Annotated in this window: 12 protein-coding genes; 5 read left to right on the plus strand and 7 right to left on the minus strand. The window is 38.8% G+C overall.

The window, feature by feature from the left end; all coding sequences use genetic code 11:
* Positions 1–117 precede the first annotated feature (117 nt).
* Positions 118–288, plus strand: coding sequence for an LPXTG cell wall anchor domain-containing protein (locus ACESOD_RS00010; protein WP_373093262.1), 171 nt, complete (start codon positions 118–120; stop codon positions 286–288).
* Between the two features lie 198 nt (positions 289–486).
* Here ACESOD_RS00010 and ACESOD_RS00015 read toward each other — a convergent pair whose 3' ends face one another.
* From ACESOD_RS00015 to nrdH, 4 genes are all read right to left on the minus strand, one after another.
* On the minus strand, positions 487–1,254 hold the full coding sequence (locus ACESOD_RS00015; protein WP_373093263.1) for a DeoR/GlpR family DNA-binding transcription regulator: 768 nt from the start codon (positions 1,252–1,254) through the stop codon (positions 487–489).
* Positions 1,255–1,381: 127 nt separating this feature from the next.
* Positions 1,382–2,344, minus strand: coding sequence for a class 1b ribonucleoside-diphosphate reductase subunit beta (gene nrdF, locus ACESOD_RS00020; RefSeq protein ID WP_000861167.1), 963 nt, complete (start codon positions 2,342–2,344; stop codon positions 1,382–1,384).
* A gap of 177 nt (positions 2,345–2,521) precedes the next feature.
* Positions 2,522–4,681, minus strand: a complete 2,160-nt coding sequence (gene nrdE / locus ACESOD_RS00025; RefSeq protein ID WP_049509548.1) for a class 1b ribonucleoside-diphosphate reductase subunit alpha — start codon at positions 4,679–4,681, stop codon at positions 2,522–2,524.
* Between the two features lie 68 nt (positions 4,682–4,749).
* On the minus strand, positions 4,750–4,968 hold the full coding sequence (nrdH, locus tag ACESOD_RS00030; RefSeq protein WP_049509546.1) for a glutaredoxin-like protein NrdH: 219 nt from the start codon (positions 4,966–4,968) through the stop codon (positions 4,750–4,752).
* Between the two features lie 363 nt (positions 4,969–5,331).
* On the opposite strand from nrdH, the gene ACESOD_RS00035 reads away from it, so the two are divergent.
* The 3 genes from ACESOD_RS00035 to udk all read left to right on the plus strand — a co-directional run bounded on the left by ACESOD_RS00035 (position 5,332) and on the right by udk (position 8,096).
* Positions 5,332–5,595, plus strand: coding sequence for a phosphocarrier protein HPr (locus ACESOD_RS00035; RefSeq protein WP_000146952.1), 264 nt, complete (start codon positions 5,332–5,334; stop codon positions 5,593–5,595).
* A 4-nt stretch (positions 5,596–5,599) separates the two neighbouring features.
* Complete coding sequence (gene ptsP / locus ACESOD_RS00040) at positions 5,600–7,333, plus strand: phosphoenolpyruvate--protein phosphotransferase (protein ID WP_025171271.1); 1,734 nt, start codon at positions 5,600–5,602, stop codon at positions 7,331–7,333.
* A 124-nt stretch (positions 7,334–7,457) separates the two neighbouring features.
* Positions 7,458–8,096, plus strand: coding sequence for a uridine kinase (udk, locus tag ACESOD_RS00045; protein ID WP_007555045.1), 639 nt, complete (start codon positions 7,458–7,460; stop codon positions 8,094–8,096).
* Positions 8,097–8,288: 192 nt separating this feature from the next.
* On the opposite strand, the gene ACESOD_RS00050 is transcribed toward udk, so the two are convergent.
* The 3 genes from ACESOD_RS00050 to coaB are packed head-to-tail and all read right to left on the minus strand — an operon-like array spanning position 8,289 to position 10,088.
* Positions 8,289–8,852: an ECF transporter S component gene (locus ACESOD_RS00050; protein ID WP_001042711.1), complete on the minus strand. Its 564-nt coding sequence runs from the start codon at positions 8,850–8,852 to the stop codon at positions 8,289–8,291.
* Positions 8,836–9,387: a phosphopantothenoylcysteine decarboxylase gene (coaC, locus tag ACESOD_RS00055; RefSeq protein WP_373093266.1), complete on the minus strand. Its 552-nt coding sequence runs from the start codon at positions 9,385–9,387 to the stop codon at positions 8,836–8,838. The genes ACESOD_RS00050 and coaC overlap by 17 nt, the downstream gene beginning before the upstream one ends.
* Before the next feature lie 11 nt (positions 9,388–9,398).
* Entirely contained in the window at positions 9,399–10,088 is a 690-nt protein-coding gene (coaB, locus tag ACESOD_RS00060; RefSeq protein ID WP_373093268.1) for a phosphopantothenate--cysteine ligase, read from the minus strand.
* Between the two features lie 233 nt (positions 10,089–10,321).
* Here coaB and ACESOD_RS00065 point away from each other — a divergent pair, with 233 nt between their 5' ends.
* Positions 10,322–11,992, plus strand: a complete 1,671-nt coding sequence (locus ACESOD_RS00065; RefSeq protein ID WP_373093269.1) for a formate--tetrahydrofolate ligase — start codon at positions 10,322–10,324, stop codon at positions 11,990–11,992.
* The last annotated feature ends 78 nt before the right edge of the window (positions 11,993–12,070 follow it).

Here is a 12,070-nt window from a genome sequence, read left to right on the forward strand (position 1 = left end):
TCAGCATCAACAAGTGCGTCAGAATCAGCGTCAACATCAGCTTCAGAATCAGCGTCAACATCAGCTTCTGAATCAGCAAGCACAAGCGCCTCAGAGTCAGCAAGCACATCAGTATCTATGATTCATTCAACAAGTCTAGCTCCTCAAACTGATACCACTAAGGCCCGTAAGCAATTACCAAATACAGGTGAAACTGCTTCAGCTGCAAATGCTCTCCTTGGAGTTGTAGCAGGTCTAACTGGATTAGGATTAGTGGCTAAACGTCGTAAGCGTGATGATGAAGAATAAATCTTCTAACGATTCTATTAGTTGATTATTCCGATCAAAAAACCTGAAAGATATAACTTTCAGGTTTTTTTCGTTCGATTATATTTTTGCTTTGGAAATATCTATAAACATTTCGAGAACTTCTTATAATTTTTGCAAAATAAAAAACTAGCCATGGAATTAGTAGTAGCTTCTAAATTCTATGACTAGTTGTAGAGTTTAAGATTTTGACTTGATAATTTTAGTTTGTTTAGACAGTGATTGGAGTATTTGGTCACTTAATTTTGAATCAGTGATAATGGTGTCGATATCTGAGATATTGTAAAATGTGAAGAAATCAAATTTATCAAATTTGCTATGGTCAGCTAGGAGATATTTTTTATTGGCGTTTTCTAGTGCTAATTTCTGTGCTTCACCTTCGTCTTCACTAAAAGTAGCGATAGCATGATCCTTGATACCATTACAACTAACGAAGGCTTTTGAAAATTGCAAACTAGCGATATCTTGAAGGGTTAAAGTACCTACAAATGCTCCAGTAATTGAACGATAATTACCACCGATTAGAATGAGATCAGTTAGCTTACGCTCGTTTAGAATGAGAAATACAGGCAAACTATTGGTAACAACACGAATGTTATCGATAGGAAGTTCACGCGCAAAGAATTCTAATGTGGTACCTGGACCAATGAAAATAGTTTCTCTTTCTTCAACTAAGTGACCTGCATAGCGAGCAATTTCTTGTTTTTCTGCTGTTTGTAGCCCTTGTTTTTCAACGTTAGAACGCTCATTATTTAATAAGGAACCTGTTCGAAGTTTTTCAGCTCCTCCATGAACTCGAACCAGCAAATCCTTATCTGCTAACTCTTGTAAATATCGTCTAGCTGTCATATCGGAAATATCAAGGCGATTCATAATCTCTTTAACAGTGATAGTTCCTTTTGTATTAACAATGTCTAAAATAGTATCTAATTTTTCTTGCTTCAGCATTGAACCACCCCCAAATCTAATATTATTTTATCATATTTTAAACAGCTAAGCAACTTAAAGAAAACAAAAATAAACAAAAAAAAACATCTAGTTTGTAAATAAACTTAGATGTTTTTTAGGTTAGGTATTAATTTAGTCCATAGTTATAGTCATCATCCTGCATAGCTTCAACTTCGCCAAGTAGATAACCATTACCAACTTGAGAGAAGAAGTCGTGGTTTGATGTACCAGTTGAAATCCCGTTCATAACGATCGGGTTGACATCGTCAGCTGAATCAGGGAAGAGAGGATCTTGCCCCAAGTTCATAAGAGCTTTATTTGCATTATAGCGAAGGAAGGTTTTAACCTCTTCGGTCCATCCGACTTCGTCATAGAGGCTCTCTGTATAGCCTTCTTCATTCTCATAAAGAGTATAGAGAAGGTCGTACATCCATTCTTTGAGTTCTTCTTGCTCTTCTTCAGGCAATTCATTGAAACCGAGTTGGAATTTATAACCGATGTAGGTTCCATGAACTGATTCATCACGAATAATCAATTTGATAATTTCTGCCACGTTGGCCAACTTGTTGTTTCCAAGATAGTAGAGTGGTGTGAAGAAACCAGAGTAGAAAAGGAAGGTTTCAAGGAAAACACTAGCTACTTTCTTTTCTAGTGGAGTTCCGTTTAGATAGATTTCATTGATAATTTCAGCTTTTTTCTGAAGATATGGATTGGTGTTGGTCCATTCGAAAATCTCTTCGATTTCTGACTTAGTATTCAAGGTAGAAAAGATAGAAGAGTAAGACTTAGCATGAACAGATTCCATAAATTGGATATTGTTAAAAACAGCTTCCTCGTGAGGCGTACGAATATCAGCACGAAGGGCTTGAACACCAGTTTCTGATTGCATGGTATCAAGAAGGGTTAAACCTCCAAAAACTTTACCAACAAGGTCTTTTTCCTTGTTAGAAAGCTTTCTCCAGTCGTCTAGGTCATTTGACAAGGGGATACGCGTATCGAGCCAAAACTGCTCAGTCAGCTTTTCCCAGGTTGATTTGTCAATGACATCTTCGATGGCATTCCAGTTAATGGCTTTGTAGTAAGTTTTCATTTGAAATCTCTTTCTGTGTGTAGTAATGCGATAACATAATCATTCTTATTTTATCATAATTCTATGCTATAATCGAACAAAAAGTCGGTAGCCCGACTTTTATGTTCTTACATGATTCTATCAGCAAAATACGTTTCGTTTAATGGATTAAGTAAATGTATTTTTTTGAGAGTTGAATTAAATCACACAGCTCTCGCATTGGTTAGCACCGACTTCTCCACCATCATCTGTAAAGGTACGGACGTAGTAGATAGACTTGATACCTTTATTGAAGGCATAGTTACGAAGGATAGACAAGTCACGTGTCGTTTGTTTGTTTTCTTTCTTCCATTCGTAAAGGCCCGTTGGAATATCACTACGCATGAAAAGTGTGAGTGAAAGTCCTTGGTCCACGTGCTCAGTCGCAGCAGCATAAACATCAATGACCTTACGCATATCCATGTCATAAGCAGAAGTGTAGTAAGGAATTGTTTCTGTTGACAAACCAGCAGCAGGATAGTAGATCTTACCAATTTTCTTCTCTTGACGTTCTTCGATACGTTGCGTAATTGGGTGAATAGAAGCAGAAACATCGTTGATGTAGCTAATAGAACCATTTGGCGCTACAGCAAGGCGGTTTTGGTGGTAAAGTCCATCTGCTTTAACTTTATCACGAAGTTCAGCCCAGTCAGCAGCAGTAGGAATAAAGATATCTTTGAAGAGCTCTTTAACACGGTCTGATTTTGGAAGGAATTCGCCAGTTAAATACTTATCAAAATAGCTTCCGTTAGCATAGTCTGATTTGTCAAAGTTGTGGAAGGTAACACCACGTTCACGTGCGATATTGTTTGACTCAACCAAGGTCCAGTAGTTCATAAGCATAAAGTAGATGCTTGTAAATTCAACAGACTCAGGTGATCCGTATTCGATCAATTGTTGAGCAAGATAGCTGTGAAGTCCCATAGCTCCAAGTCCAAATGTATGAGCTTGGCTGTTTCCGTGGTCGATAGTAGGAACAGCGACGATGTGTGAACTATCTGTAACGAAAGTAAGGGCACGAACCATAGCACGGATGGAGCGACCAAAGTCAGGTGAAGTCATCATGTTGACCACGTTTGTTGAACCAAGGTTACATGAGACATCAGTACCCATTTTTAGGAATTCTTGAGCATCGTTGATAAGACTTGGTTCTTGGACTTGAAGAATCTCTGAACACAAGTTGCTCATGATAATCTTACCATCAACTGGATTTGCACGGTTAGCAGTATCAATGTTAACGACATAAGGATAGCCAGATTCCTGTTGCAATTTAGAAATTTCAGTTTCCAAATCACGCGCCTTGATTTTTGTCTTACGGATATTTGGATTTGCAACTAATTCATCGTATTTTTCTGTGATGTCGATGTAGTTGAAAGGTACGCCATACTCTTTTTCTACAGAATATGGGCTAAATAAGTACATTTCTTCATTTTTACGTGCTAATTCGTAGAATTTATCTGGAACCACAACACCAAGTGAAAGGGTCTTGACACGCACTTTTTCATCGGCGTTTTCCTTCTTAGTTGAAAGGAAGGCGATGATATCTGGGTGGAAGACATTGAGGTAAACAACCCCAGCACCTTGACGTTGACCGAGTTGGTTAGAGTAAGAGAAGCTGTCTTCGAAAAGCTTCATAACTGGTACGACACCAGAAGCAGCACCCTCATAGCCTTTGATAGGAGCTCCAGCTTCACGAAGGTTGCTGAGGGAAATTCCTACGCCACCACCGATACGTGAAAGTTGAAGAGCTGAGTTGATAGAACGTCCGATAGAGTTCATATCATCTGTTACCTGGATCAAGAAGCAAGATACCAACTCACCACGACGAGCACGACCTGCGTTCAAGAAAGAAGGAGTAGCAGGTTGATAACGTTGGTGGATGATTTCGTTGGCAATATCAATAGCAATCGCTTCATCACCATCCGCGAAGTAAAGGGCATTAAAGAAGACACGGTCTTCCATGCTTTCAAGGTAGTATTCTCCGTCATTAGTTTTCAGAGCATACTGATTATAGAATTTATAGGCAGCCATGAAAGACTTAAATTGGAAGTTTTGATCCATGATAAATTGGTGTAGTTCTTCCAAAAATTCTGGACGGTATTTCTTGATAAATGCTGTCTCAATGTAGTTATGCTCAATGAGGAAGTTGATTTTATCCGCAATTGAGTTAAAAACCATTGTATTTGGTACAACATTTTCTTTAAAGAAGGCTTCTAAAGCTTCCTTGTCTTTGTGAAGCATAATTTGTCCATTAACAGGACGGTTAATTTCATTATTAAGACGGAAGTAAGTCACATCTTCAAGTTGTTTTAATCCCATAAAAATTCCTTTATCTAATTACAAAAGAAAGGCTTCTAAGGTAGACATAGAAGCTTTTGTCCTGATTCTTAAGCAAGTTGTTTGAGTTTACTTGGTTGGAAACCAGAGAAAACTTCTGTTGGTGTCTGAATAATAGGAGCAGCACTAAAGCCAAGCTCTTTTACTTGATCAATGTATTCAGGTTGTTCATCAAGATTGATTTCTTTATATTCAACATTATTACTGTCTAAAAAACGTTTCGTCATTTTACATTGGACACAGTTGTTTTTAGAATATACGGTTACCATTTCTGTAACTCCTCTTTAAAATTTTATTACTTTCTTAGTATATCAGAAAAAAAAACTTTGTCAACTTTCTAAAACTAAATCTTGTGTACTTATTTTACCTATTTTACTAACAAACACAATATATAGTGTAGTATTGAGAAACAACGACAGAAAAAGCAATGATTTCATTATAGGTGTCTCGACAAAAACTACATACTGTGTTTTGCTAAACTTAATAGAAGATTTTCAGCAAGTTATCTGAAAGGAAATTGAAGAAAGTCCATAAAATACTTGAAAAATATCAATGAAGGTGATATAATACTAAATTGTAAGGGTTATCAGATATGTAACTCAACAAGAAAACTATTAAAGGAGAGTCAAACTATGGCTTCTAAAGATTTCCACGTAGTGGCAGAAACAGGTATTCACGCACGTCCAGCAACATTGTTGGTACAAACTGCTAGCAAATTTGCTTCAGATATCACTCTTGAGTACAAAGGTAAATCAGTTAACCTTAAATCTATCATGGGTGTAATGAGCCTTGGTGTTGGTCAAGGTGCTGACGTTACAATCACTGCTGAAGGTGCAGACGCTGATGACGCTATCGCTGCTATCTCAGAAACAATGGAAAAAGAAGGATTGGCATAAGGAAATGACAGAAATGCTTAAAGGAATCGCAGCATCTGACGGTGTTGCAGTTGCAAAAGCATATCTACTCGTTCAACCGGATTTATCATTCGAGACTGTTACAGTCGAAGATACAAATGCAGAAGAGGCTCGTTTGGATGTTGCTCTTGAAGCTTCTCAAAACGAGCTTTCTCTTATCCGCGAGAAGGCTGTAGGTACGCTTGGTGAAGAAGCGGCACAAGTATTTGACGCCCACTTGATGGTTCTTGCTGACCCTGAATTGATCGGTCAAATCAAAGAAACTATCCGTGCTAAAAAAGTGAATGCAGAAGCAGGTCTGAAAGAAGTTACAGACATGTTTATCACAATCTTTGAAGGCATGGAAGACAACCCATACATGCAAGAACGTGCAGCGGATATCCGCGACGTAACAAAACGTGTATTAGCTAACCTCCTTGGTAAAAAATTGCCAAACCCAGCTTCTATCAATGAAGAAGTAATCGTGATTGCTCACGACTTGACTCCATCTGATACAGCTCAATTGGACAAAAACTTTGTTAAAGCTTTTGTAACAAACATTGGTGGTCGTACAAGTCACTCAGCTATCATGGCTCGTACACTTGAAATCGCTGCAGTTTTGGGTACAAACAATATCACTGAAATCGTTAAAGATGGTGACCTACTTGCCGTTAATGGTATTACAGGTGAAGTGATTATCAACCCGACTGAAGAACAAGCGGCTGAATTTAAAGCAGCTGGTGAAGCTTACGCTCAACAAAAAGCTGAATGGGCACTCTTGAAGGATGCTCAAACTGTTACTGCTGATGGTAAACACTTCGAATTGGCAGCAAACATTGGTACTCCGAAAGACGTTGAAGGTGTTAATGACAACGGTGCAGAAGCTGTAGGTCTTTACCGTACAGAGTTCTTGTACATGGATTCTCAAGACTTCCCAACTGAAGACGAGCAGTACGAAGCATACAAGGCTGTTCTTGAAGGAATGAACGGTAAACCAGTTGTTGTCCGTACAATGGATATCGGTGGTGACAAGGAACTTCCTTACTTCGATATGCCACATGAAATGAACCCATTCCTTGGATTCCGTGCTCTTCGTATTTCTATCTCTGAAACAGGAGATGCAATGTTCCGCACTCAAATCCGTGCTCTTCTTCGTGCTTCTGTACACGGTCAATTGCGTATCATGTTCCCGATGGTTGCGCTTTTGAAAGAATTCCGTGCAGCTAAAGCAGTCTTCGATGAAGAAAAAGCTAACCTTCTTGCTGAAGGTGTTGCAGTTGCGGATGACATCCAAGTTGGTATCATGATCGAAATTCCTGCAGCAGCTATGCTCGCAGACCAATTTGCAAAAGAAGTTGATTTCTTCTCAATTGGTACAAACGATTTGATCCAATACACAATGGCGGCAGACCGTATGAACGAACAAGTTTCATACCTTTACCAACCATACAACCCATCAATCCTTCGTTTGATCAATAACGTTATCAAAGCAGCTCACGCTGAAGGTAAATGGGCTGGTATGTGTGGTGAAATGGCTGGTGACCAAACAGCTGTTCCACTTCTTGTCGGAATGGGCTTGGATGAGTTCTCTATGTCAGCAACATCTGTACTTCGTACACGTAGCTTGATGAAGAAACTCGACACTGCTAAAATGCAAGAATACGCTAACCGTGCTCTTACTGAATGTTCAACAATGGAAGAAGTTCTTGAACTTTCTAAAGAATACGTTAACTTCGATTAATCAATTACAAATCCTTGTAGCTTCTAGCTATGAGGATTTTTTCTTCTATTTTGTAGAAAACTCCATCTGTAAAATTTATCAAAAATATGGTAAAATAGACAAGGGAAAAAACAAGGAGGCTACAATGCAAAATAGACCAATCATTATCGGAGTAACAGGTGGATCTGGAGGAGGAAAGACAAGCGTATCTAAAGCAATCTTGTCGCATTTTCCAAATGAAAAAATCTCTATGATTGAGCATGATTCCTACTATAAAGATCAATCTCATCTAACCTTTGAAGAGCGTATTAAGACCAACTATGACCATCCTTTTGCTTTTGATACTGATTTGATGATTGAGCAAATCAAAGAGTTGTTGGCAGGTCGTCCAGTTGATATTCCTACCTATGATTATGCTGCCCATACCAGAAGTTCTAAAACTTATCGTCAAGAACCTCAGGATGTCTTTATCGTAGAAGGAATCTTGGTTTTGGAGGACAAACGACTTCGTGATTTGATGGATATCAAGATTTTCGTAGATACAGATGATGATGTTCGTATCATTCGCCGTATTAAACGTGATATGGAAGAACGTGGTCGTAGCCTGGATAGCGTTATTGACCAGTATCTTGGTGTGGTAAAACCCATGTATCATCAATTTATTGAGCCAACAAAGCGTTATGCAGATATCGTTATTCCAGAAGGAGTAACCAACACAGTAGCTATTGATTTGCTGACAACAAAGATTGAAAAGATTTTAGAAGAAGCACGTCTAGCCCAATAATAAGTCGATAAAAGGCTGTGGGAAAGTAATTATTTTTCCAAGATTGAAGCCTTTTCCCATATCAGTAAGTCTTTACAATCATGCTTTTAGATAGTCTCGTCAAAGGGACTTTTAGAAGTCTGTAATCTTAATTAAATACAAAGTCAGTTACTTAGGGCAAATAAAAATCGAGGCCGGGATTTTCCCGACCTCTTATTTTTTGATTTTTTCAAGTCTCGGAACAATAACTAGGGTCAGTATTGCTGAGATTATGAGTTCTGCGATAGAATTTGTTGAGATAACAGTAGCTAATAGTTTCTGGATATTTCCATCAAAAACATTTCCAAAGAGGAAGAAGATACCGCCTAGTACAAATACAGTATTTGTGAGGGAACCGAGTGCTCCAGCGAAGATAAGCCCCGCCTTGTTTTTGAGGAGTTTATAGACAAAGTATGGAGTTAAACCAATAAGGATGCGTGGTACAATCGCAATAACTAGGGAGTAGATGTTACCGTTTGGTACAAATGGAGAGAAAAGGTAGCTGGTTGGGAGAATTGTGATTGTATTGACTGTCAAGCTAATCATCCCCATCAAGAAACCTAAGATGGCTCCAATCCGTGGCCCGTAGATGATACTAGCAATGATGACTGGAATATGGACAATGGTTGGTTTAATTGGAAATGGCAAGACATTAAAGACAATAGAGCTCAGCAGATGAATGACGATCATGCTGGCAAAAAAGATAGCAATTGGAGCAATATTAGAGCGTTTGTTCATGAAGTTTTTCCTTTATCTGTTGTAAAATAGTATCAAGATCAGCAAGAGCACCCCGTCCTACATCGCCACAGGCCAGTAGGGACTCTTTTGGAGCAATAATTGTATAACCATAAGTTTCTAAAGTTTTTAGGTTTGTTTGAGTTGCTGGATGGTCATACATTTTGGCATTCATAGCAGGTGCTACTAGTTTTGGAACGTAGTGTGGCAAGGCAAGAGCAGTAGCAGTTACCATATTATCAGCCAAACCGTGCGCGACTTTCGCAATCGTATTAGCGGTTGCAGGGGCAAGGATAAACAAATCTGTTTCTTTGCCTAGCTCGATATGATTGACTTTATCAGGAGAAGGTTCCTGCATAAGATCGAGATGTACGGTATTTTGAGATAAGACTTGAAGGGTTAAAGGTTGAATAAAGGCAGTCGCAGCCTGGGTCATGAGTACAGTAACAGAATGCCCTTGTTTCTTCAAGCCACTTACCAAATCAGCAGCCTTGTAAGAGGCGATAGAGCCTGTCACAGCGAGTGTAATACGAGCCATAATTTTCCTTTCTAACGATCAAATCCCTGAATTTTTTCCACTAATAAGTCAGCAATTTCTTGTTTGCTGGCAGCAATCTGATAATCTTTTTTCTCTACTAGATAAGCCAGGTGTTGATCAGCATTAATCTGAGTGAGGTCATTAGCGACAATCAAGTCAGCTTGATTCTTTACAAGACTTTCTCTAGCGATTTGAATCAGATGCTCCTTAGTAACATCGACAAGGAGTTTAAAGCCAATGAGATGGATACTTGGATTCCATTCTTTAACAAGAGAGATGATCTTTGGATTTTTCTTGAGAAATAGGACTTGCACCTCATCCTTAGAGGAGATCTTTGATTCCATATTTTTCTTATGTAAAAATTCATTTAAATCTTGGCTTGCTTGAACTTGGTCAAGACCTGTCATGTAAACTGGGCTGTAGTCAGAAACAGCCATTGAATGAATCAAGACTTGATAATCAGGGACAATCCGTTTCATCTCTTGGAGTAAATCGGAAGTGTTTTTGATTTCAATCATAGTCAAATTCGGGTGTAGTTCTGGTTTTAGTGCTTGTCGCGTAGTAATTAGACAAACTTGGTGACCAGCTTTTAGTAAAGTCTCAGTTATTACTTTACCAAGTCTACCAGTAGAGTGATTGGTAATGGAGCGAACTCGATCTATTGCCTCGCTTGTACCACCAGATGTAACTAAAATTTTCATAGAACTATTGTACAAAAAAATGAACAGTAAGTAAAATGAAAGCGATAAAATATTATGTGAAATCTAAGCTTTCAACTATAGTTAAAACTTATAAAGGCATATAAAAATTTAAATAGTGGGCGGTAAATCCTTTGATGTCGCTATATTTACGAACGTTATCAAGCTTTTTGTCTGTTAAAAATCTTGTTTTGTGTTATAATGAATTAACACATCAGAGGTTAGAGGAGTTCATTATGAAAACAGATATTGAAATTGCACAGAGTATTGATTTAAAACCAATTGTTGAGGTCGTTGACCAATTTGAGATTTCTGCAGACGATTTGGAATTGTATGGAAAGTATAAGGCTAAACTTAGCTTTGATAAGATTCGTGAAGTTGAAGCAAATCCAGTTGGAAAGTTGATCTTAGTCACTGCTATCAACCCAACACCAGCTGGTGAAGGTAAGTCAACCATTACCATTGGGCTTGCTGATGCTTTGAATAAGATTGGTAAGAAAACCATGATTGCTATCCGAGAACCTTCTCTTGGACCAGTCATGGGGATTAAAGGTGGCGCTGCTGGAGGTGGTTATGCCCAAGTTTTACCAATGGAAGACATTAACCTTCACTTTACTGGAGATATGCACGCTATTACAACTGCAAATAATGCTCTCTCTGCCTTGATTGACAATCATTTGCATCAAGGCAATGAGCTTGGAATCGATCAGCGTCGTATTCTCTGGAAACGTGTGGTTGACTTGAACGACCGCACTCTTCGTCACGTGACAGTTGGACTTGGTGGTCCACTTAATGGTATTCCACGCGAAGATGGATTTGACATCACTGTGGCTTCAGAAATCATGGCTATCCTTTGCTTGGCAACTGATATTGAAGATTTAAAACGTCGTTTGGCCAATATCGTCATTGGTTACCGTTATGACCGTACACCTGTTTCAGTGGGTGATCTACAGGTTGAAGGTGCCTTGACATTGATTTTGAAAGATGCTATCAAACCGAACTTGGTTCAAACCATCTATGGAACACCTGCCTTTGTACATGGTGGCCCATTTGCCAATATCGCACACGGATGTAACTCTGTCTTGGCTACAACTACAGCCCTTCACTTGGCAGATTACACAGTGACAGAAGCAGGTTTTGGTGCAGACCTTGGTGCTGAGAAATTCCTGGATATCAAAACTCCAAACTTGCCAACATCTCCTGATGCAGTAGTCATTGTTGCAACTCTTCGTGCTCTTAAGATGAATGGTGGGGTTGCTAAGGATGCTTTGACAGAAGAGAATGTAGAAGCTGTTCGTGCTGGTTTTGCTAATTTGAAACGCCACGTTGAGAATATCCGTAAGTTCGGTATTCCAGCAGTTGTTGCTATTAACGAATTTGTATCTGATACAGAAGCTGAAATCGCAGCTTTGAAAGAACTTTGTGCTTCAATCGATGTTCCAGTTGAATTGGCTAGCGTATGGGCTGATGGAGCAGAAGGAGGAGTGGCTTTGGCTGAAACTCTCGTCAAAACAATTGACGAAAACCCAGCTAACTATACACGTTTGTATGACAACGACCTTTCAGTTCAAGAGAAGATTGAAAAGATTGTCACTGAAATCTATCGTGGAAGTAAAGTAAACTTCGAGAAGAAAGCTCAAACTCAAATCGCTCAAATCGTTCAAAATGGTTGGGACAAATTGCCAATCTGTATGGCTAAAACTCAATACAGTTTCTCAGATAATCCAAATGCTCTTGGAGCCCCTGAAAACTTTGAAATTACTATTCGTGAATTGGTACCAAAATTGGGTGCAGGCTTCATCGTTGCTCTTACTGGTGACGTTATGACCATGCCTGGACTTCCAAAACGACCAGCTGCTCTCAACATGGATGTTGAAAGTGATGGAACAGTTCTTGGATTATTCTAATAAGAAAATTTAAAGACAAGCTCAATATTGAGTTTGTCTTTTTCTTATTATTAAAAAATCTCCTAGAGATAACTAGGA

The organism is Streptococcus oralis (assembly GCF_964238205.1).
Lineage (GTDB): Bacteria > Bacillota > Bacilli > Lactobacillales > Streptococcaceae > Streptococcus > Streptococcus oralis_CZ.

Bases quoted from the DNA above. Each gene is read 5' to 3' on its own strand.
- ACESOD_RS00010 (WP_373093262.1), top strand. From the start codon at position 118: ATGATTCATTCAACAAGTCTAGCTCCTCAAACTGATACCACTAAGGCC.
- ACESOD_RS00015 (WP_373093263.1), bottom strand. From the start codon at position 1,254: ATGCTGAAGCAAGAAAAATTAGATACTATTTTAGACATTGTTAATACA.
- nrdF (WP_000861167.1), bottom strand. From the start codon at position 2,344: ATGAAAACTTACTACAAAGCCATTAACTGGAATGCCATCGAAGATGTC.
- nrdE (WP_049509548.1), bottom strand. From the start codon at position 4,681: ATGGGATTAAAACAACTTGAAGATGTGACTTACTTCCGTCTTAATAAT.
- nrdH (WP_049509546.1), bottom strand. From the start codon at position 4,968: ATGGTAACCGTATATTCTAAAAACAACTGTGTCCAATGTAAAATGACG.
- ACESOD_RS00035 (WP_000146952.1), top strand. From the start codon at position 5,332: ATGGCTTCTAAAGATTTCCACGTAGTGGCAGAAACAGGTATTCACGCA.
- ptsP (WP_025171271.1), top strand. From the start codon at position 5,600: ATGACAGAAATGCTTAAAGGAATCGCAGCATCTGACGGTGTTGCAGTT.
- udk (WP_007555045.1), top strand. From the start codon at position 7,458: ATGCAAAATAGACCAATCATTATCGGAGTAACAGGTGGATCTGGAGGA.
- ACESOD_RS00050 (WP_001042711.1), bottom strand. From the start codon at position 8,852: ATGAACAAACGCTCTAATATTGCTCCAATTGCTATCTTTTTTGCCAGC.
- coaC (WP_373093266.1), bottom strand. From the start codon at position 9,387: ATGGCTCGTATTACACTCGCTGTGACAGGCTCTATCGCCTCTTACAAG.
- coaB (WP_373093268.1), bottom strand. From the start codon at position 10,088: ATGAAAATTTTAGTTACATCTGGTGGTACAAGCGAGGCAATAGATCGA.
- ACESOD_RS00065 (WP_373093269.1), top strand. From the start codon at position 10,322: ATGAAAACAGATATTGAAATTGCACAGAGTATTGATTTAAAACCAATT.